The 20,031-nt window shown below is 58.3% G+C and carries 15 protein-coding genes; 8 read left to right on the plus strand and 7 right to left on the minus strand.

Translation table 11 applies throughout. The annotated features are described in order from the left end of the window. The first annotated feature begins 6 nt into the window (after positions 1-6). Both NUH88_RS13290 and NUH88_RS13295 read left to right on the plus strand, forming a co-directional pair. The gene (locus NUH88_RS13290) at positions 7-1,602 is read left to right on the plus strand and encodes a calcium-binding protein (RefSeq protein WP_257766894.1); all 1,596 of its coding nucleotides are present in this window, start codon (positions 7-9) and stop codon (positions 1,600-1,602) included. A 69-nt stretch (positions 1,603-1,671) separates the two neighbouring features. After that, positions 1,672-2,361, plus strand: a complete 690-nt coding sequence (locus NUH88_RS13295; RefSeq protein ID WP_257766895.1) for an acylneuraminate cytidylyltransferase family protein — start codon at positions 1,672-1,674, stop codon at positions 2,359-2,361. Between the two features lie 27 nt (positions 2,362-2,388). Here the strand turns inward: NUH88_RS13295 and NUH88_RS13300 are convergent, their stop codons facing one another. Genes NUH88_RS13300 through NUH88_RS13320 form a run of 5 tightly spaced genes read right to left on the minus strand, consistent with a single transcriptional unit; the run spans position 2,389 to position 10,095 of the window. Beyond that, the gene (locus NUH88_RS13300; protein WP_257766896.1) at positions 2,389-3,192 is read right to left on the minus strand and encodes an FkbM family methyltransferase; all 804 of its coding nucleotides are present in this window, start codon (positions 3,190-3,192) and stop codon (positions 2,389-2,391) included. Continuing rightward, complete coding sequence (locus tag NUH88_RS13305; RefSeq protein WP_257766897.1) at positions 3,189-5,555, minus strand: tetratricopeptide repeat protein; 2,367 nt, start codon at positions 5,553-5,555, stop codon at positions 3,189-3,191. Before NUH88_RS13305 ends, NUH88_RS13300 begins: the two co-directional genes overlap by 4 nt. Continuing rightward, positions 5,545-6,912, minus strand: a complete 1,368-nt coding sequence (locus NUH88_RS13310) for a tetratricopeptide repeat-containing glycosyltransferase family protein (RefSeq protein WP_257766898.1) — start codon at positions 6,910-6,912, stop codon at positions 5,545-5,547. Before NUH88_RS13310 ends, NUH88_RS13305 begins: the two co-directional genes overlap by 11 nt. Positions 6,913-6,929: 17 nt before the next feature. Then, the gene (locus NUH88_RS13315; protein ID WP_257766899.1) at positions 6,930-8,318 is read right to left on the minus strand and encodes an HlyD family type I secretion periplasmic adaptor subunit; all 1,389 of its coding nucleotides are present in this window, start codon (positions 8,316-8,318) and stop codon (positions 6,930-6,932) included. A gap of 13 nt (positions 8,319-8,331) precedes the next feature. Further along, positions 8,332-10,095, minus strand: coding sequence for a type I secretion system permease/ATPase (locus tag NUH88_RS13320; protein WP_257766900.1), 1,764 nt, complete (start codon positions 10,093-10,095; stop codon positions 8,332-8,334). Between the two features lie 197 nt (positions 10,096-10,292). On the opposite strand from NUH88_RS13320, the gene NUH88_RS13325 reads away from it, so the two are divergent. Together NUH88_RS13325 and NUH88_RS13330 are read left to right on the plus strand one after the other, a co-directional pair. Next, positions 10,293-11,609: a glycosyltransferase family 4 protein gene (locus NUH88_RS13325; protein WP_257766901.1), complete on the plus strand. Its 1,317-nt coding sequence runs from the start codon at positions 10,293-10,295 to the stop codon at positions 11,607-11,609. Beyond that, complete coding sequence (locus tag NUH88_RS13330; RefSeq protein WP_257766902.1) at positions 11,606-13,303, plus strand: tetratricopeptide repeat-containing glycosyltransferase family protein; 1,698 nt, start codon at positions 11,606-11,608, stop codon at positions 13,301-13,303. Before NUH88_RS13325 ends, NUH88_RS13330 begins: the two co-directional genes overlap by 4 nt. Here the strand turns inward: NUH88_RS13330 and NUH88_RS13335 are convergent. Beyond that, a complete protein-coding gene (locus tag NUH88_RS13335; protein WP_257766903.1) occupies positions 13,281-14,000 on the minus strand; it encodes a hypothetical protein in 720 nt (239 codons plus the stop codon). The genes NUH88_RS13330 and NUH88_RS13335 overlap by 23 nt on opposite strands. Before the next feature lie 147 nt (positions 14,001-14,147). Here NUH88_RS13335 and NUH88_RS13340 point away from each other — a divergent pair, with 147 nt between their 5' ends. Genes NUH88_RS13340 through NUH88_RS13355 form a run of 4 tightly spaced genes read left to right on the plus strand, consistent with a single transcriptional unit; the run spans position 14,148 to position 19,794 of the window. After that, complete coding sequence (locus tag NUH88_RS13340; RefSeq protein ID WP_257766904.1) at positions 14,148-15,863, plus strand: glycosyltransferase family 4 protein; 1,716 nt, start codon at positions 14,148-14,150, stop codon at positions 15,861-15,863. Continuing rightward, on the plus strand, positions 15,850-17,661 hold the full coding sequence (locus tag NUH88_RS13345; RefSeq protein WP_257766905.1) for a tetratricopeptide repeat protein: 1,812 nt from the start codon (positions 15,850-15,852) through the stop codon (positions 17,659-17,661). Before NUH88_RS13340 ends, NUH88_RS13345 begins: the two co-directional genes overlap by 14 nt. After that, positions 17,658-18,839 (plus strand): nucleotide disphospho-sugar-binding domain-containing protein, encoded by a 1,182-nt coding sequence (locus NUH88_RS13350; RefSeq protein WP_257766906.1) that lies wholly within the window; start codon positions 17,658-17,660, stop codon positions 18,837-18,839. The genes NUH88_RS13345 and NUH88_RS13350 overlap by 4 nt, the downstream gene beginning before the upstream one ends. Before the next feature lie 34 nt (positions 18,840-18,873). Next, positions 18,874-19,794: a hypothetical protein gene (locus NUH88_RS13355; protein WP_257766907.1), complete on the plus strand. Its 921-nt coding sequence runs from the start codon at positions 18,874-18,876 to the stop codon at positions 19,792-19,794. A gap of 17 nt (positions 19,795-19,811) precedes the next feature. Here the strand turns inward: NUH88_RS13355 and NUH88_RS13360 are convergent, their stop codons facing one another. Continuing rightward, positions 19,812-20,027 carry a hypothetical protein gene (locus NUH88_RS13360; protein WP_257766908.1) on the minus strand — a complete coding sequence of 72 codons (216 nt, stop codon included), beginning with the start codon at positions 20,025-20,027 and terminating at the stop codon, positions 19,812-19,814. Between the last annotated feature and the right edge of the window lie 4 nt (positions 20,028-20,031).

The following is a 20,031-nucleotide window of genomic DNA, read 5'->3' on the forward strand; positions in this document are numbered from 1 at the left end:
GTTGTAATGGCAACGATAACGGGCACCAGTGGGGCTGATACCATTACCGGTACGGGCAATTCCGATGAGATCACTGCTCTTTCCGGCAGCGATATCGTCAGCGCGCTCGGCGGTGCGGATCTCGTCTATGGTAACCAGGGCAGCGACTCGATCACTGCCGGGTCCGGTGCGGACTCAGTTTATGGCGGTCAGGATGGTGACCAGATCCTCGGCGGCGACGGCGCGGACGTCCTGTACGGTAACCTCGGTAACGACACGATTTCTGCGGACGGCGACAACGACGCGGTCTACGGCGGTCAGGGCAACGACATTATCAGCGCCGGTTCCGGTACCGACACCGTGTTCGGTAACCTCGGCAACGATACGGTCCTCGCGTCCGACGGATCCGACGTTGTCTATGGTGGTTCCGGTAACGATGTGCTCAGCGGCGAAGACGGCGCGGACCTCATCTATGGTAACGGCGAGCGCGATACCATCATCGGTGGCGCTGGTGCCGATACCATTTTCGGTGGTGCGGATGCCGACTCTGTCGATGGCGGCGCGGAAGCCGATCTGATCTATGGTAACAAGGGCTCCGACACGCTGGTCGGTTCGGCCGGCTCCGACACGCTGTACGGCGGCGATGCGGCGGACAGCCTCCTCGGTCAGACCGGTGGCGACCTCCTCTTCGGTGGTGCCGGCAATGACACGGTCACCGGTGGTGGCGACAACGATCTGATCTACGGTAACGCCGGTAACGACGTTCTCGCTGGTTCGGCCGGTGCCGATACGATCTATGCCGGTGCGGACAACGACAGCGTTCTGGGCGGCGAGGGCAATGACCTCGTGTTCGGTAACGCCGGTAACGATACGCTTCTCGGCAACACTGCGGTCGACACGCTCTACGGCGGCGACGGCAATGACAGCATCGATGGCGGAACCGGTTCCGACGTTGTCTTCGGCGACGGCGGTAACGACACCCTCCTCGGTTCTGTCGGTTCCGACACGCTGTTCGGCGGAGACGGCAACGACTCCCTGACCGCGGACGAGAACGACGCTTCTGTGACGCTCTATGGTCAGGGCGGCGATGACACCCTCGTTGGTGGTTCTGCTGCTGACCGGATCTTCGGTGGCGACGGTAACGACTTCATCACCGCCAGCGAATCGACCGACACCATCTCCGGTGGCGGTGGAGCGGACACCATTTACGGTGCGACCGTTGCCAGCGACCTGATCTATGGCGGTGACGGCAACGACCTGCTCTATGCTGATCGTGTGTCCGGAACCTCCTCCACGGAATCGCTGTACGGTGAAGGCGGTAACGACACCTTCGTTATCCAGGGTGCGGAAACCACGTTCGGTAACGCAACTGCCGCTCACATCTTCAACTTCGAATCTGGCACCGACAAGATCCTCCTGAGGGGCTTCGGGTTCACCAGTTCGGGTGCGCCGGGCAGCAATGTCATCACCGGTATCTCGGCCGGTCAGGCTTCGTCGATGAACTACTTCAGCGGTTCCAACGAAGTCACGGTTGTGGTCAACGGCTCTGGTACCAACCAGTATGTTGTGCTGCGGATCACCGGTGTGACCACGCTGGACAACAACGACTTCACCTTCTCGTAAGACTCAAGCTCTTACGAACGTTTTGGGCGGGCCTTTTGGCCCGCCCAATTCATTTTGAGGAACTGTGCGATGACATCATTGAAAACGCACATCGCAATCATTCCTGCCCGGGCAGGGTCCGTCAGGTTTCCCAACAAAAACAGAAGCGAAATCGCCGGCGAAACGCTGCTAGAAATCACCTGCCGCTCGATCAGGGCATCAGGGTATTGCAAACGGATCATTCTGAGTACGGATGACCCCTCCTTGCAGCATCAAGGGGAGCAGCTGGAAATCGAGGTCCACCCGCGACCTGCCGACCTCGCGACATCCGACGCATCCAGCGAAGCGGTTCTCCGCCACGTCATCAAACATGCAAATCTTGAAAACGAGAAAATCGTCCTAACCCAGATCACATCGCCTCTCCGGACCGGCGATGACATCAGGGCCACAATCGAAAAAGCCGCGCATTCGCCGAACGGAAGCGCCGTATCGGTCACGCCGTGGCGCGTGCCGCCATCGCCTCCGTACGGATCGATAGACGACAGCGATATCCTAGGAGAATGCGCCAACGAGGAGTGGCAGAAACATGCCCAGCTCAATGCGCGCGCCTGGGCCGTCAACGGTGCGGTTTATGTCTTCTCCGCAGCAAATTTTCTCAAGACAGACAAAATATATGACCCAACAAGCACTTTGCATGTGATGGAAAACTGGCGTTCCATCGACATAGACTATGTGTCTGATCTCGAAATTATAAAACGCCTGATCCCGGAAAAAAAATAGTTCCCGGGCTGAATCCGACAGCAGAGATCATCCCGGATGCACACTAACCATCGAATGTTCGGTCGTTTGACGGGTCTCAAACCCGAACCCGGACAAGTATTTTTGAATCTCAGGTGCGTCCGGATTCGAAAAATTCCCGATTTGGCATTCCCACAAAATGGCCTTAACCCGGTCACCTTCGAGTAATCGACTTGCCCCCCGCAGGACCTGAAGCTCACGACCTTCAACGTCGATCTTCAAATAACAATCCGCCTCCGGTTCGATTTCGCAGAATGAGCCGATCACGCTATCGAGGGTGACGACCGGTACTTGGATGGAGCCCGCCGACTTTCCCCCGTCCTCATAGGAAACATGGTGGCCCATGCTGGTATTCGCGCGCAGATTCCCCAACCCATTAGCCCCGCCGGCCGCCGCGCGAACGCAGCTAACGACGCCACTAAGGTGGTTGTATTCAATCGCATTTTTCAGAACATCGAAATTATGCGGATGCGGTTCAATGGCCACGCACCTCACACGCTCGACAGATGCGGCGACTTCGAGCGAGTAAAGCCCGAAATGGGCTCCGACATCGATAAACAAACTATCCGGAGTTATCAAGTCGAGGAGGCAGTCACGTTCCCGCCGCTCAAAGCCGGATCCGGAATATTCATCGACAACGAGGAGATTGACCCCGGGATCGCCCAGATCCCGGACCGGAATCGGTATCGCGACCTTAAATCCATCCCGATCTCGCCCATCGTTCCCAATCGGCAGGTAAAAATAATCCTGATCGAAGCGATGGACCGGTAGCCGCACAAAGGGTTCGGATGCCCTTCTATCATCGCCGGTCATCGCCTTGATCCGATTTTCCGCCGCTCGACTTCGACGAGATGCTCGCGAACCGCCGCAATAGGTTCTTCCCAGCTGTCCCGCGCGTCTCTGAACATCAAGCGAATAGAGGGCAGCCAGGGAATGTGCGGCGTTCCCAATTGTTGCCATATGGATCCCGCAGCGGAGCTACGGAATACAAAGGTGGGCTTTCCAATCACACCGCCCATAAAAGCTGTCGATGTAAGCGGTGTTGCCAATGCGTCAACGGCATCGCAAAGGCACATGACTTCGTCAAGATCGTCCTTCAGGTCAACGCCCGGAACAGTAATAAAGTCTATTCCTCTTTCAGCTGCGCAACGTTCAATTCGTTCAATTTCTTCTGAATCGTATACATACTGCAGATTGACGGCCAACGCCCCGTCGGGAATTGAAGCCACCAGTTCCTCAGGCTCCACGTATTGTGCGCGACGTGCACGTGCCAAATGGCTGCTGCGCCACGCAACTCCGACCACCAAGCGCTGGTCGCCACCGAGATCCTGAAAGAATGCCCTCCAGGAACTAACTTTCTCGGAATCGGTGCGCAGCCATCCATACCCCTCGACCACCGGCTCTGTCGCGATGCTCCAGCGTTCGCGAATCAGCTCCCTGAGGTCGGCGGTAAAGTAATAGGGAAGATGCCCGATCGGGACTTTGTACCCCACGTCGGGTGCCAAGAGTCGCTCCCGCGGGGGATTGGTCTTTGGATAAAACTCGATGGAGGGAAAGGAGCGGGCGAAAAGGCCAATCAGTCGATTGTCGCACTCGACAAGTATGTTCCCGGGATACAGACGCTCCATATAATGCAGGAACCAGGAAAACATGAGCTCATCGCCCATTCCCTGTTCCATGTAGATGACAACCTTTTCTTTCGCGGCCAGTTTGTGTCGCTTCCACTCGCGCTGAGGAAACGGCCGCTTTTCCGAAGGAAAGTTTTTCTGTCCCCACCGGCTGAGGTAGTTCTCAAAGCCGTGTTCTATCGCGCCAATTGCGAGCTGGTTAAACGCCAATCCCATCCTCGCCATTACATCGGACGGATCGGACTTGAGAACCTCTTGGGCGACGGCGATTGCCGCAGGCAAATCTCCAGCACCGCGATAAGCCATGGCAAGGTTCGTAAACGCGGAGGTCAGTTTCGGATTGGCTGCCAACGCCCGGCGCGCGGCAGCAATAGCTTCCTTATCGTGCAGCATAATACAATGACTGACCGAGAAGTTGCTGAGCGCCTTTGCGTAGTCGGGCTTTACCAGCAAAGCCCTTTTGAGCATGGGTTCGGCAATTTCAGCTTGTGCCAATATGTTGAAATGCGCACCGACATTGTATTGAATGATATGTGAATCCGGGTATTTATCGGCCGCCGCAACCAGATAGGAGAGATGATCGGCAGTATCTTCGCCGGTCTTCAAGATGATAGCGGCGCTGTTGACACCTTGCGGGTCTGTCCTGGAAGACACCACGGCCGCTTTCGCCCACATCACCATCCAGTCCGCGAGGACGTCGTCTTCCGGCAGATCAGCTTCCTCGGGAAGAATGTAAAAGAAGCTGCGACCGTTACCCGGGTCGATCACTTGCGACATCTTCGCCCATTTGACCGCAGCCGACTTTCCGACCAACTGGCTGACAAGCTGGATAACCAACTCCAGGCAGTCCCCGCCCGATCGCTCTACGAGACCGCACTCAAAAATCAGACGCTCAATATCCGTGGCCTGAACCACGCGGCTGACCCAAAGCAAGAGTTTTCGCGCGCGGAAGGAAGATTTGAAAAGAGTCGACGAGGTATTGGCCAATAGCTGACATATGTCCGCATATTCAACCGTCGAACCGTCCGCCATGGCGAGAGCCTGGTCCAGAACGCTCCGATAACCCTGATCGCTGTCTTTGTCGACCGGTGCCGAACATAGCCACATCAGGGCTGAGAGGGACCGTCGCTCAGAGAGATACGCAACGCCTATCGCCTCATGCACTCCCTGATAGGAGTGCCATCCATCTACGGGCTTTCCCTCCGCAAGCTCAACGATTCTCCCGTGCGCGCCGAGTTTTTGAAAACAGCCGACAGCCCGGTACAGCGCAAGCTTGGCGGCATCGTCTCCGAATGAAATGGAGCACTTGATATAGTTTTCGGCTGCCGAAGACAGTTCTCCGTTCAACTCCTGCGCCATCGCGAGGCGCATTAGGACCGAAGACGTCTCGGAAGTCGCAGCATTTGCCCGCGCGAAGTAGCGGGCCGCGCCGGAAACCTCCTGCTCCCGTATGCTTGCCTGGCCGATTTGGTCCCAATTTGAACTGTCGGCCGGCTCCGCTATCAACGAGGCTCGGAGCGAAGCGTCCGAAACTTCCTCAACTGCCATTTAGAGCATCCTCAGTTCTGCCCGGCCCGGGTGTCACCCGCGCCGATGTCGGTCGAGCGATGAGTTCGTGGAGTTCTCCGGCGACGGTTCTTACTAATTGAGCCCATCCACCCGTCGGCCGGAAAATCCGCAAAGAATTGTACCAGATACCGTCCGACCCTTGCGAAAGCCAACGCCAATCCGGTTGACTCCCGATGAGTAGCCAGGTCGGTTTGCCGATAGCCCCGGCCAGGTGCACAATGCTGGTGTCGACCGACACAACAAGATCAATTTGGTCTAGCATTTCGGCGGTGTCCGAGAAGCTATTGAAGTCGCCTTCCAGCTTCTGGAGATTGTCTGGCGCACGCTCCTTGATGGCTTCGTAGTCCCACGGCATGCAGTAGAACTCCGCACATGGGTTATCGCGCACGAGGTCCGCGAATATCTCGAATGGACAGGATCTTACTGCATCGCGAGAGTTGTGGGGATTTCCGCGCCAGGCAATTAGAATACGAAGGGGCCCGGGGCCCGGCGTGCCAAGCTTCGATGACTCCCGGCGGTCCGGTACTTGGGACGACAGCGGGATATAGCCTTCCCTCAATGGGACACTGTCAGGTTCGGTACCGAGCAGCCCGGGCAAGCTCATTGCCATGACTGCATAGTCGAAGCGTACTTTGCTTCCATGCGTGGCAACCTCGTCGATGAAGGGGACGCGCTCAAGCAGGTCCGTTAGCTCCGACCGCGTGAAATAGATGGTCTTTGCCCCCCGGTCTTTCAGCAGCTTGCAGTAGCGTGCAAAATTGATGTGGTCGCCGAATCCCTGTTCGCCGACCACCATCACGGTCTTGTCGGCAACGGAACGCTTGCCGTCCCACATGTTCTCGGCGCCCGATGTCTTTACCAGACGCTCCCGGTCTTCCCTTAGATCATATAGGGCGAAACCTCTCTCCCAATCCCCAAGCCGAAGCAGGTTGATGCCGAGAGCGAGTTTAAGCGCCCGGTCCTCCGGGGCGATTCGAATAGCTCTTTCGTACCATCGCACGGCATCCTCGAACCGATCGGTCAGGGAGAATAGATTTGCAATGTTGGATGCCGCCGCGTCAAAGGTCGGCGTGACGACCTGAACTATTCGAAACCGTTCCTCTGCTTGAGAGAAGTTTCCCCGCGTTATGTCTATTTTCCCTTTTCCGAAATGCGCTCGAATAGAGCGTGGTTTCCGGGAAAGGGCTTCATCGAACAGGAGTTCGGCAACCTCATCCTGACCGTTCTGCAAGAACGCTTCGGCGGTCGAAAGAACTTTTATCAACGAAAAGTTCGATACCGTTGGGATTACTGAATTTTCTTCGCTCGAAGAGCGTGATTCGGAACCGCGCTTCATATGTGTGAGGCTGGACCTTAAGGTTCCCGCATGGCTTGTTGGAGACTCGCAGTTAGCGGGGTCATCCAGTATTCGAACAGGGTCCTTTCGCCAACGGCAATGAGCGCAGAAAGCCCCATGCCCGCTGTCAGCTGGGCTTCGGGCAGGTTTCGCTCAAGCGAATGAGGGTCAATCTGGACGCGGGCTTCAAAGAACTGTTGTCCGCGATTGTCCGTGATCGCATCAAGCGAGACAGATGTCAGAATACCGTCGATTGGAGGCGTGATTCGAGGATTGAACGCCGAAAGCATGATCTGAACAGGAGATCCGATCAGAAGCGCATCGACGTCTTTCGTCTTGATTTTCACTACGCCGATCAATTCGTCGTGGATAGGGACGATGCTCATCATCACTTCCCCTCCGCCGAGAACGCCGCCCTCAGTGTTCACGCGCATGTCGACAATCTGTCCATCGAGCGGAGACCGGATCTCATTCCGCTCTAGCCTGTCGCGCCAGACATTTTCTTCTTGCTTGAGATCATCGAGACGCAGTGAATTCTGCCGAAGAGAACTCGCCGTCTTGTCGCGGAATTCGCTTTCGATCGACTCTATGCGGATTTGCTGCTCGCCGATTGCGAGGCGGCTCTGCGCAATGGAGCCCTCCAATTGGCCCGCGACACCGTGAAGTTGTTCTTTCGCACGTTCCAGCGCCAGGACGCGGGGCTTCCTCTCCAGCCCCTTGTTGTAGAGCGTTCTTACACCTTCGAGTTCCTCGTCCAGAATTGCTATCTGATTCTCGGTGGCTTTCAGACGCGTAACGGAGCCGTCGATCTGGGAACGCAGTTGTGCAATGCGCTCCTGAATCAGCTTTTGCAGATTCTCGATGGAGTTTTTCTCCGCGTCGAAAACTTTCTGCTCGAGTTCCATGAGCCTGATGACCTCGGGGTCGTCGGCGGCATCTACAAGCCTGAGCGGAAACTCGATCTCATCCTTCTTGTCGCGGACCGCTTCAAGACGGGCGCGCTCTGCAAGAACGGCATAGATCTGGTTCTGCAACCTGGCGTAGTTCGCGTTAGTGACGAGAGGATTCAGCTCGGCGAGTAGTTGTCCCTTCCTCACCGAGTCGCCCTCGCGAACATAGAGCCTTTCAACGATGCCGCCCTCGGAATGCTGCACCACCTGCCGTTCGCTGATGACGCGCAGTTCACCCATCGCTCTTACTGCGCTACCGAGCGGCGCTACGACAGACCAGCCGCCGAAGATCACAAAGAAAAGGACCAGGGTGCTCCACCCGGCCAAACTCGCGCGCTTCCAGGTTGGAGTCGTAAGTTTGTCAACCGAACCGCTGGATGTTGCATCTCGCGCAGCGATGGGGAGCCGCTTTTTCAGCAGGTCATCCGATACGACGGTAAGACTAGTGTCAGACATTTTGTTCTCTAACCTAATTGTCGGCGACCGCTTTCGCACTCTTGTGATCAATGCTTGGCGCCGATGGGACGCCTCCGATCAGAGGCATCACGTCATCCCGGTTTGAGAATTTCTGTACGACGCCTTCCCGCAATACCAAGATCTTGTCGACGATCTGAAGGATATTGGGGCGATGAAGGATCACGACAACTGTTGCTCCCCGCGCCGTAAGGCTCTCGATCGCTGTTTTCAGCGCTTGATCGCCCTCGGTATCGAGGTTCGCGTTGGGTTCGTCGAGAAGGACCAGCTTGGGATCACCCAGCAACGCACGGGCGAGACCGACACGTTGTCTCTGCCCGCCGGAAAGAAGGCTGCCGCCCGGCCCGACAGGGGTGTCGTATCCTTGCTCCATCTTGAGAATCATCCGGTGCAACCCAGCCATTTCGGCAGCCTGGATGACCTGCTCGTTCGTTACGGTTTTGTCGAAACGCGAGATATTGTCGCGTATCGAGCCCTCGAACAGCAGAACCTGTTGCGGCAAATAGCCGACATGCCGTCCACGGTCCTCGCTCGGCCATCTGTAGACGTCGGCTCCGTCAAGCCGGACCACTCCGCTCGTGGGGCTTTCGATTCCGGCGATTAGTCTCGCGAGTGAGGTCTTGCCGGCGGCTGAAGGCCCGATGATCGCCACCGACTCGCCGGGGGCGAGCTCGAATGAAACCCGGGACAGGATGGCTCTGTTCATTCCGCGAACGTGATAGTGCACATTCTCGACCGAGAGCTGACCCTTCGGATCCAGCGGAAAGACGCTGTCTTCCGGTTTGGCGGATACGCCGTTCAGGATCGATGCGAGGAAGCGGTAGCGCTGGACCGCGTCGGCAACCTGTCCCCAGGAACCCACAATCGCTTCAAGCGGCATCAGTGCGCGAGATACGAGGATAACGGACGCCATCATGGCCCCGCGCGACAGACTGCTGGCAGGGTCGACAATCTGAATGGCGGCCACTGTCATCACCGCCATCATGATGCCCATGCGGAACATCTTGATAAAGGCTTGGATAATCCCGGCGATTTGGCTCGCTTCGTTCTGGCTGCGAAGGGAGTATTCGTTGAATGACGCCCAATCCGACATGATCGATTTGCGCATGCCCATGGCTTCGACGATATCGGCATTCTCGACCGCGGCGCGACTGAGCTTGCGTGCCTGATTGGCTGAGGTGGATGCCTTGGCGAGCGATGACTTCGCCATGATTTTGTTGGCGAGAGCCAGCCCGAACAAAATCGCCCCGCCAATGGCCGCGGTCATCCCAATCGCGAAATTCAGCAAGAACAACACGATCATGAAAATCGGGATAAAGGGTAGATCCATCAGCATGAAAACGCTGGGACTGCCGAGGAACTGACGGAGACCCTGCAGGTTTTCAAGCGCATCTCCTCCGCGACGTCCACGAACCAGCGAACCGGTTACGGACCGCTCGAAGAGCTGGGGAGATATCTGAGCGTCGATCCAGGAACTGACATGCGTGAACAGATAGGTTCGCGCGATATCGATCAGGGCCTGAACAAGCAGTGCCGCGAATGCAATCAGGGCCAACATGGTCAGCGTTGCCATGTTTCCGGTACCGAGAACCCGATCGAATAGGGAAAACATGTAAAGCGGCATGGTCAGGATGAGCATATTGACCACGAAACTGAACACACCTGCCGTGACGAAAGCGCCGCGGCAGGCCTCAAATATCCTGCGCAGCGGATCGTCTACGGCTTGATCGGCGCTCGACGGCGATGGGTTACCCGCCATGAAATCTTGCCCGCATTCTTGAAGTTATGAGTTGGAGTATACCAGAAGATGGAATCGCATTGCCTATCGGTTCTAAGCTCAGATTCTTAAGATTCCGTTCGAACCGAACTTGCATCCTTGTGCCGGGGAATTCATAAGCGCCTGCACAGCGAGTATCAATCATATTCCTGTTTCTGCGACGATAAGGCTTGGCATAAATGAAAATCCTGTTTGTTCACCAGAACATGCCCGGGCAATTCAAGCATCTGGCGCCGGCTTTGGCCGCCGATGGACACGAAGTGGTCTTCATCACGAAATCGGGAAAACCGAATTTGCCGGGCGTGCGCAAAGTCGAATACAAGCCGCACCGGGAACCGAAAGAGCCGCCGCATCGTTATTTCGACCGTTTCGAAGACCAGATCCTGCACGGTCAGGCGGTCGTCAAGGTCTGCCTGGCGCTGAAGGAAACTGGGTTCGAACCCGACGTCATCTGCGCCCATACCGGGTGGGGGGAAGCGCTATTTCTCAAGGACGCTTTTCCGGAAGCGAGACTGCTGACTTTTAATGAGTTTTTCTATCGAGGCCGGGGGACAGATACGGATTTCCTGAAGGAAGACCGGCCCGATATTGATCGCGAATGCCGGACGCGAGTCCGCAATGCGCACATGCTCGTTTCGATGGCCGCCGCCGATTGGGGATATGTTCCGACCTATTGGCAATGGTCAACGCATCCAAAGGCGCTACGCGAGAAAATGTCGGTGATTCACGACGGTATCGATACCGATTTCCTCAGTCGTCAGCCGGACGCCTATCTGGATCTGGCCGATGGCCGCCGGCTCACCGCCGATGACGAGGTTGTGACCTATGTTGCCAGAAATCTTGAGCCCTACAGGGGGTTCGACGTGGTTGCTTCGGCCCTGAAGGGAATACAGGCAGCCAGGCCGAACGCTCATATCGTTGTAACGGGTGGTGAGGACGTGAGCTATGGGAGCGGTCCCGGGTATCAGGACAGCTGGAAAGACGCGTTGATCCCCCATCTCGAACTTGACGCTTCGCGCCTGCATTTCATGGGGCGGCTTCCATATGAAGAGTTCGGCCGCATGTTGTCGATCTCAAGGGCGCATATCTATCTTACCTATCCGTTCGTGCTTTCCTGGTCGATGCTCGAGGCGATGTCCAGGGAATGTCTGGTCGTTGCAAGCGATACACCCCCGGTCCGGGAGGTCATTCACAACGGGAAAAACGGTCTCCTCGTGCCCTACAGCGACTCGGCGAAACTGGTTTCCACAGTCGCCGAAGCATTGGCGAAGGGAAAGGATATGGACAGGGTCCGCAAAGCGGCGCGGCAAACCGTTATCGATCGCTACGATCTGAAGACCGTTTGCCTTCCGCAGCTTCTGGATATTGTGGCGAAGCTTGGACGCCGGGAGATGCCGGAGCCGACGACACAGATCCCGGCCGAGGTCGTGGCGTCGATGGGATGGCCTTCGACGGACGCAAGCAAGCTGTCACTATGGTCCGAAATGCGGGTATGACCGGTTCGGCGGACGCTGTATCGGGCGCTCGAGAGCGCCTAAAATCAATTGCCGCGGCGGCCTTCGGCACTGGCGACTTCGTTTCCGCCGGCAGATCTCTTCAAGCATACTGCGTGTTATTCCCGGGCGATGCGGGCGGATATGGCAATCTGTTGGCTATCGAACGACGGACGGGACAAAATCTCGGTCGCATGGAGCGGCTGGCATTTCAGGCTCTTCTGATTGCGCCGGATGTCGATACGCCGATTATTTCATTGCTGACAGGGTTTGCTGACCGCCGGGTTCCGGTTTCGCCGGCGTTTCGAGCTCGACTGGCGGCGCGCCCCCGCTTCGGAAAGCTCGCTCTGGCCGTGGCGATCTGCCACTTCATGGCGGGGCAGGCGGACGACGCTCTCCTCGAACTTCGCCGCAGTCTCGTATTGAATCCGCAGCAAGTTGCTCTGCTTCGCCAAGCCGGTGGTTTTTTGCAGAACCTCGGGGATCCAAAGGCCGCCGACTATTTCTCGTGGACATTGTGTGCGGCCCTCGAGCCTGATGAGGACTATCGCGAAGCGCTCAGCGGCCTCGCGGCCGAACGCCACGAAGACGGTGCGATTCTTCGCTCGATCGGATTCTACCGGTCGGCTCTTCAGCTGGATCGGGGCAATGCCTCGGTTCGCGCCAATCTGGCAGCCGCGCTCGTCGAGGTCGGAGAGGCCTCGGCGGCGGAGGATGAACTGAAGAAGTTGCTCATATCCGAGCCGGAAAATCGTGAAGGCCTTTGGCTTTCGTCCTGTCTCCGCATCGGCCGGGGAGACAGGAGCGGAGGATACCGGTCGCACCATGTACGCTGGAGCGATCCGTATGAGGGCTCGCGCGCAATGCGTTTCGAGGGAACCGCGCTATGGCTTGGTCACCCGCTGGAAGGCAAGCGGATATTGGCCTGGGGCGATTTCGGGATCGGAGATGAAGTGCTCTTTGCCCCACTGGCGTCGTGGCTTGCGGCGCAAGGGGCCTCGGTCGTTCTCGAAGTCGACCCGCGCCTTGTCGCGTTCGCAAAAAGGAGTTTCCCGGCGGTCGCGGTTGTCGCTCGTCAGGATGAGGTCATTGCCCCCGGCCAGTTCGATTTTCATGTTCCGACGGCGCTGATCGTGCGTTTTTATCATCGGCACTCCGCGCCGGAGCCGCTCGATCCGTGGCGGGCGGATACGAAAAGGGTGCGCGCGCTCCGTTCCGAACTCGGTGAACGCTTTTCCGGGCCGTTGATAGGACTGGCCTGGGGGGGCGGCGGGAAAAGGACCTCATGGTCCAAGACAACAGAATTGGCGGAATGGTCCTCTTTGCTGGGATTGGAGGAAGCCAACTTCGTGAGCTTGCAGTATGTGAGCTCAGATGGGAGCGAACCACCTGAGCTGCTCTCCAGAGTGCGGGACGCACCGGTCGAGAATCTGCGCGAGGACTTGGACGGCCTTGCCGCGCTCATCGCCGCGCTTGATTGCGTTGTGTCGATTTCCGGAGTGAACGCACATTTCGCCGGGGCCCTGCACCGGCCCGGCTTCATACTCCTTCCGAAGCAGCCGCTGTGGTTCTGGGGGCGAAGCGGAGACCGCTCGCCCTGGTATCCGAGTTTGCGGATCTACCGCAACATTGGCGCTGGGTGGCAAGAGCCAATCGCCGCTTTGACCGGAGATGTCAGGCGCTTTCTTTCGCTCTAACCATGTCCGCTTCGGCGGACCAGAGGTCGCCATAATCGACATCCTGCCATTCATCGAACCACGGGCCGCCGCGCGTGTAATGAATTGCCGCCGGCGGGTTTCCGTCGGCAGGCTTGTCGTACCAGCCTTCGAGCCAGTTCCAAGTGTGATCGACGCCGCCGATCAGCGAGTCGTCGAGCCATTGGAAACGATGCAGAAAGGCGCCGGACTCCCGGTTGACAATATCGGGTGTCAGAGCGGCGTTCGCCGGATGTCCGCAATTTAGGAGCATCATGCTCGACCAGTTCTTGCGCGGATAGACGGTCTGAACCTTGCCATCCATCTTCGTGCGCTCCGTCGGCCGGTAGTCGTGCTGGACGCAGATCAGAGCCTTGTCGTCGGTCGCGGCCGCGAAAAGGTCGGCGACGTCGCGGGTCCAGAGGAAGTCGCAGTCGCAAAACAGGGCCCAACCTTCATATCCCGCCAGATGAGGCACCAGGAAACGGGTATAGGTGAACTCGGTCGACGCCAGCGGATCGATATCCCGTGAATAAAGTCCCTGCGCCCGGAGCTCGTCCTGCTTGAGCGGCTCGATCGCCAGCGGTCCATGGCTGGTCCGCTCAAGGGAGTGGACGCAGACATCGTAGGCAATGGGTTCCCGGCTGTCCCAGCCGATGAAAATCCGAAGCGGGGAAGGGGAAGGTCCGGCAGCGTTCACGGCGCGTTCCTATTCGAATCGATTGTGAATGCGTCTCGTTACCATAAAGCCCGCGGGAAGAAAAATGAGCAGCGATGTCGCATGTCTGTCTTGGCTTTGCGCGCGGCACTCCATCCTATATAAACGCATCGCTTCGCTAGCGGCCGCGTGCCGCAGAATTATTCTCAGCGCCGGCGGTTCGACGTGTCTTCCATTCCTGTTTGCGCCATACACTATCACCCCGACGCGTACCGGGCGGACCGTGTGGGTGTCAAAGGGCGGCATTCTGCGGGAGCGGGATTCCTGACGAGCTATTTCCGGCACGGTCGCTGTGAACGCTTCGTCGCGATGACCCCGAATGAGCGGCACGGGGCCGAATTCGTCGAGTTGGCTGGGGCGCTGGATCCCCGAAACCGCGAGGTCCGGCATCTGCGGACCCTGCTCTCGCAACCCGGTGCCGCCGAGTGTCTTCTCGTGTCGGGTCCCAATCTGGAAGAGTTTGTTTGGGATCGCCGCGCACGAGACCAGCGGGCCTACAGCGTCTGCGGTGTGACGCATACGCTCTCGTCGGATCGGGTGATCGCCGCGCTCTGTAATGCGCCGCTTCTTCCCATACAGCCGTGGGACGCTTTGATCTGCACCTCCCGTGTCGCCCGCGATGTGGTTCAGCGTTCGATAGCCCAGTATGGCGACTACCTTGAGCGGCGCCTCGGCGTCGCGCCGAGCGTTCAGATGCAGTTGCCGATCATTCCCCTCGGTGTGGACGGTGCTCGCTACGCTGCCGATCCGGAAGCGCGCGCACGGTTGCGCAACCGCATCGGCGCGTCGGACGGAGACCTGGTCGTCCTGTTTCTTGGCCGCTTTACCTTCCATGCAAAGGCGCACCCAGTGCCGATGTATCTGGCGGCGGAGAAAGCGGCGGAGCGGTTGCCGGACCGGAAGGTTCATCTCGTCATGGCGGGCCAGGCGCCAAACGAAACCATCATGCAATCCTACCGGGAAACGGCAGAGCTCTTCACCGATGCGGCCGCGGTCCATTTCGTCGACGGTCGAGACGACGCGCTAATTCATGAAACCTGGCAGGGTTCTGACGTTTTCCTCTCGCTCTCGGACAATATTCAGGAAACCTTCGGCCTGACGCCGATCGAAGCGATGGCAGCGGGGCTTCCCGCAGTTGTTAGCGATTGGGACGGCTACAAGGACACTGTTATCGAGGGTGAAACCGGGTTCCGCATCCCGACGACCGCGCCGGCAGCGGGTGATGGTTTCGAGCTTGCTCTCATGTACCAGACCGGCCGGGACAATTACGACCGGTTCGTCGGACGGGCATGCATGTCGTCTGGCTGTGACCCGGATGCAGCGGCAGATGCCCTGGTGAAATTGGCGGAAGATCCTGACTTGCGCTGTCGAATGGGGATGGCTGGGCGCAAACGCGCGGCTGAGGTCTACGATTGGTCCGTCATCGTGCGTGCGTACGAAGATCTCTGGCTCGAGTTGCGAGAACTCCGCCGGACGGCGGAAGAAGTGACGCCACGCCGTCCTGGGGAGGCGGCCAGCCCGTTCTACCCTGACCCGTTCGATATTTTCAGTTGCCATCCCACTTCGGTTCTCGGACCCGCTACAATTATCAAGGCAGTTCCGGGGGCGGCGGAGACAGCGGCTGATTTTCTTCTCAGGCATAATTTCGTGTCATTCGGCGCGGACTTCATGCTCACCGGCGACGAGCTTGCGACACTCTTGGCAGAGCTCGAGCGTCGTGGATCTTTGAAGCTTTCCGAACTTGAGGAAAAACTGGCTCCGGCGGTGGTTCACCGCCTCCGGCGCACTCTCGGGTGGCTTCTCAAATTCGGCCAGATCAAGTTAGGCGAAAATGAAACCGATTGACCTGCCAACGCGTGCGCGCATGCACCAGCAAGGCAAAGCTGTCCTCAAATTGATTGAGGAAGGCAAGGCTGCCGAAGCGGAAAAAGCGATTGCCGAGGTCCGAAAGGACGTCGGGCTGACTTGCCTCTTCACGGGGCTTGGCGCGCGGGTCGAACTGCTCAAGGGCAACAAGGAAGCGGCCCGCGAGCAGCTCAAGGCGGCCCTGAGTATGTCGGCCGCCGGCGACGTAATGTTCAATAGGCTGGCGTTAGGGCTGGCGAAGGATCTGGGCGAGGATGCTCTCTTAGAAAGCGCCTTCGATGTCGCTCTCCGCAATACGCCGAGCGATAGCCAGATCCGCTATGCTGCGGGAGGCTACTTTTACCGACGCGGTGACGTCGGTGCCGCGACCCGCCACTACGAGGCGGCGGTAAATCTCAAGCCGCGTTTCGTTCAGGGCATGCGGGACCTCGCGCTGGTCTACTGGGAAGAGGGTGAACGCGAGCGGGCAATCCGCGTGCTCAAGCGCGGGAAGGAGTTCGATAGCGACATCAAGACCAAGGCACTTGAAGTCGGAAACGCACGCTATGGCCTGAGGAATCTCGAAGGGGCGGTGATGGCCTACGAAATGGTCATCGCTTTCGAACCGGAATACTCGGCGTGCTACTCAAACCTCGGATCGGTGTTCCGCCAACTCCATGAGTACGGGAAGAGCCGGAAAGCTCTGAAAAAGGCTGCGATTACCGAACCGGAAAACTCCGGCGCCTATTACAATTTGGGTAATCTGGAGAAGGAAGCTGCGTGCCTTGACGAGTCGATTAAGGCGTTCCGTCGGGCCATTTTTCTGAAGCCGGATTCCGCGCAATTCCATTGGAACTGCGCGCTTGCCCTGTTGGCTGACGGCGCGCTCGGAGAGGGGTTCCGGGAATACGAATGGCGTTGGAAGACTTCGACATTCCCGACAAAGAAACGCGATTTCAAACAACCGGAATGGGACGGGACTCCGCTTGAAGGGCGAACCTTGCTGGTGATCGCGGAGCAGGGGATCGGAGACGCGCTCCAGTTCCTGCGTTTTCTGCCGGACGCGGTACGGAAGGCGCAATCAGGCAAGAAAAAGGGAAAGATCATTCTGGAAGCGCATGAAGAGGTCCTCGACCTCTATGCGGAGTATGCGGACATCGTCGATCTTGCGCCGAGGAAACCAGGCGTCGAGCCGGAATTCGACTTGCACGTCGCGCAATTGTCGCTGCCGCTGCTTCTGGGAACGGAGACCGTCGACGATCTGCCGAAAGCGCCTTATATCAATTCGATCGGTCCTGAACGCTTCCCGGTCCCGGATCTTGACCCGAAAAAGTTGAATGTAGGGGTTGTCTGGGGCGGAAACCCGGCTTTTCCGGGCGATGACATCCGATCTTCCAGGATCGAGCATTACGGGCCGTTTTTCGAGCTTGAGGGCGTGCAGTGCTACAGCCTGCAAAAAGGGCCGCGAGAGAACGATCTGGCCAACGCACCGCCGTCGCTTGTCCGATTGAGCCCGGATATCAAGAGTTTCGCCGATACCGTGTCGATCGTCCGCCAGCTCGATGTGACGGTGACGACCTGCACTTCGGTAGCGCATCTTGTCGGGGGCATGGGATGTCCCGTCTTCGTGCTGCTGTCGCACAATCCGGACTGGCGCTGGCTGCAACATCGCGACGATAGCCCCTGGTATCCGAGTGCCCGGTTGTTCCGTCAGTCGGTTCCGGGTGACTGGGCCGGTGTGGTCGCCCGGGCGAGTGAGGCGCTGGTGAAGCTCCGCGAGGAAAAGACCGACAAATGAAGAGGGTATTGCTTGCCTGGGAGCTCGGCGACGGCCTCGGGCATGTAAGTCGGCTTCTGCCGATTGCATCGGCGCTTAAGGAGCACGGTGTCGAATGCGCTTTTGCGGTTCGCAACCTGATCGTTACGCATCCTTTGATCGCTCGCGCCGGCTTCCCGGTGTTTCACGCGCCGTGGGTCCAGCCTTACGCGCCTCCGGCCGTCCGGGACAAGCCGATCTCATCGATTGGCGACGTGCTGGCAACGGTCGGGTATTCCGAACCCGACAAGCTCATGGCGCTGGCGGATGGCTGGGCGGCCATTCTGGACACGTTCGAGCCGGACCTCGTAATTACGGACTATTCTCCAACCGCGGCCCTTGCCGCTTTCGGAGAGCGGCCGTTCGTTGCGATTGGTGATTGGTTCACGCTGCCGCCGGGGAACTGGACGGAATTTCGCACCTTCAAGCAAAGCCCGAACCGGGTCGATCCGTCAGAGTTGATGGATACCGTCCGGGAGGTGCAGAAGCGCCGAGGCAAACCGGTCCCGGACCGGCTGCCCGCTCTTATGCAGGGCGTGCGGAATTTTGTCGTGACGATCCCGGAACTCGACCCCTACCACGAGTTTCGCGAGAATACGGAAACATCCCCGTTGCGCCCTCTTCCGGCAGCGTTGTCGGTGGAGCCGACTCAGGATTATTTCGTCTATCTGTCAAATTCTTATCCGGGGACCGCGAAAGTCCTTGAGGTCTTGGCCACGAAGCCATGGACCGGCGAAATTTTTCTCAGAGACGCGAGCGATGCGGTACGCGCGCACTGGCGGGAGCGCGGTCTCACTGTGCATGAGACGCCACAGCCGATGGACCAGGTGGTGGGGCGTTCGCGGATTATCGTGCACCACGGCGGCCTCGGGACGCTTGAGCAGGTCCTCGCTATGGGACGCCCGCAATTCATCGTGCCGCGCCATTTCGAGCAGATGCGGAACGGCACGTTCGCCGGTAAGCGTGGCGTCGCGACTTTGGTGCGCTCCGGGAATAATTTCCAGACCGAGCATGTAGAGAAGGCGATGGGGGTCGTGTTCGACGATCCGGGCTTCGCCGAGCGCGCCCGGGAGGTTGCGAGCGAACTTGAGCGGCGCGGTCCGTTTAATCTGCTTGCCCGGATTACGGACTATATCTTATCGACTTTGAACCAGAACTAAACATACCAACGCGATCAATTTGAGGGAGCGGAACATGGCCGTCGAGAACAAGTTTCCAGGCAAGGATCTGAGCGAGGACGATATCGCGCAGAAAATTCCTCTGGTCGCGAAAAAATCACCAGATCACAAAACGGTTTTCACCTGCGGTGGCATCGAAATCGGCGGCCCGCTGGTTCCGGTCATGGCCGGCCCGAATACCGTCGAAACCGAAGACCTGATAGTGGAAAGCGCGAAAGCGATCAAAGCATCCGGCGGTCATTTCCTGCGTGGCGGCGCCTTCAAACCGCTTAGCTTTCCCTATCGCAGTCCAAAATTCTTCGAGCCGCGGGAAGACGGGTTGAAGTGGCTTTCTGTCGCAAAACAGGAGACCGGTCTGCCGATCGTTACCGAGGTGATGGAGATCTCAAAGATCGATGTTGTCGCTCAGCATTCCGACATGCTGCAGATCGGCACCCGCAACATGCAGAATTATCCGCTTCTGACCGAGGTCGGAAAGGCGGGTATGCCGGTGATGCTGAAGCGCGGCTATGGATCGTCCTTGCGGGACTGGCTGATGGCTGCGGAATATATCGCTCTGGAGCATGACCGCCTCGGAATGGAACCGCAGATCGTATTGTGCGAACGCGGTATCGTCGCCCCCCACACACACCGGTCGACCTCGCGTTTCATGCTCGACCTGCAGGTCGTGCCGGCTGCGCAGGAAGTCACGCATTTGCCGGTCATGACCGATCCTTCGCACGCTACTTTCTGGCAGCCATGGGTGAAGCCGATGATGTTGGCCTCACTTGCCGCCGGAGCCGATGCCTTGATGCTGGAGGTTCACCCGGATCCGCGCAACGCTGCTGTCGATCCGCTGCAGGCGAGCTCGTTCGAGGAGTTCGATGACATGATGCGCGCGATGCGGCCCGTTGCCTCGGCGATCGGGCGAACGCTGGATGCCGGAAGCAACGTATAAGTTACACTCGGCCGGGGTCAGAGAGCGGACGTGTTCGCCGGTTTCTCTCTGGCGCCGGCGATTTCGGCCGTGATCATCCGCTCCATCTCTTCCTCTTCCTCTTCGAGTTGGGTTTCGGACGTCGAACTGTTGATGCGTTTAATGATCAGGGTCACTACGATCCAGAATAACGCAGCAATTCCGGCGAACATTCCGGCGATCATTCCCGCAGCTTCGAGGAAAGCGAGATGCATTTTC

Origin of the sequence: Nisaea acidiphila, from assembly GCF_024662015.1 — a bacterium.
Classification (GTDB): domain Bacteria; phylum Pseudomonadota; class Alphaproteobacteria; order Thalassobaculales; family Thalassobaculaceae; genus Nisaea; species Nisaea acidiphila.

What these genes read in the sequence shown, in the direction of transcription:
- NUH88_RS13290 (WP_257766894.1), top strand. Translation starts at nt 7, where the DNA reads ATGGCAACGATAACGGGCACCAGTGGGGCTGATACCATTACCGGTACG.
- NUH88_RS13295 (WP_257766895.1), top strand. Translation starts at nt 1,672, where the DNA reads ATGACATCATTGAAAACGCACATCGCAATCATTCCTGCCCGGGCAGGG.
- NUH88_RS13300 (WP_257766896.1), bottom strand. Translation starts at nt 3,192, where the DNA reads ATGACCGGCGATGATAGAAGGGCATCCGAACCCTTTGTGCGGCTACCG.
- NUH88_RS13305 (WP_257766897.1), bottom strand. Translation starts at nt 5,555, where the DNA reads ATGGCAGTTGAGGAAGTTTCGGACGCTTCGCTCCGAGCCTCGTTGATA.
- NUH88_RS13310 (WP_257766898.1), bottom strand. Translation starts at nt 6,912, where the DNA reads ATGAAGCGCGGTTCCGAATCACGCTCTTCGAGCGAAGAAAATTCAGTA.
- NUH88_RS13315 (WP_257766899.1), bottom strand. Translation starts at nt 8,318, where the DNA reads ATGTCTGACACTAGTCTTACCGTCGTATCGGATGACCTGCTGAAAAAG.
- NUH88_RS13320 (WP_257766900.1), bottom strand. Translation starts at nt 10,095, where the DNA reads ATGGCGGGTAACCCATCGCCGTCGAGCGCCGATCAAGCCGTAGACGAT.
- NUH88_RS13325 (WP_257766901.1), top strand. Translation starts at nt 10,293, where the DNA reads ATGAAAATCCTGTTTGTTCACCAGAACATGCCCGGGCAATTCAAGCAT.
- NUH88_RS13330 (WP_257766902.1), top strand. Translation starts at nt 11,606, where the DNA reads ATGACCGGTTCGGCGGACGCTGTATCGGGCGCTCGAGAGCGCCTAAAA.
- NUH88_RS13345 (WP_257766905.1), top strand. Translation starts at nt 15,850, where the DNA reads ATGAAACCGATTGACCTGCCAACGCGTGCGCGCATGCACCAGCAAGGC.
- NUH88_RS13350 (WP_257766906.1), top strand. Translation starts at nt 17,658, where the DNA reads ATGAAGAGGGTATTGCTTGCCTGGGAGCTCGGCGACGGCCTCGGGCAT.
- NUH88_RS13355 (WP_257766907.1), top strand. Translation starts at nt 18,874, where the DNA reads ATGGCCGTCGAGAACAAGTTTCCAGGCAAGGATCTGAGCGAGGACGAT.
- NUH88_RS13360 (WP_257766908.1), bottom strand. Translation starts at nt 20,027, where the DNA reads ATGCATCTCGCTTTCCTCGAAGCTGCGGGAATGATCGCCGGAATGTTC.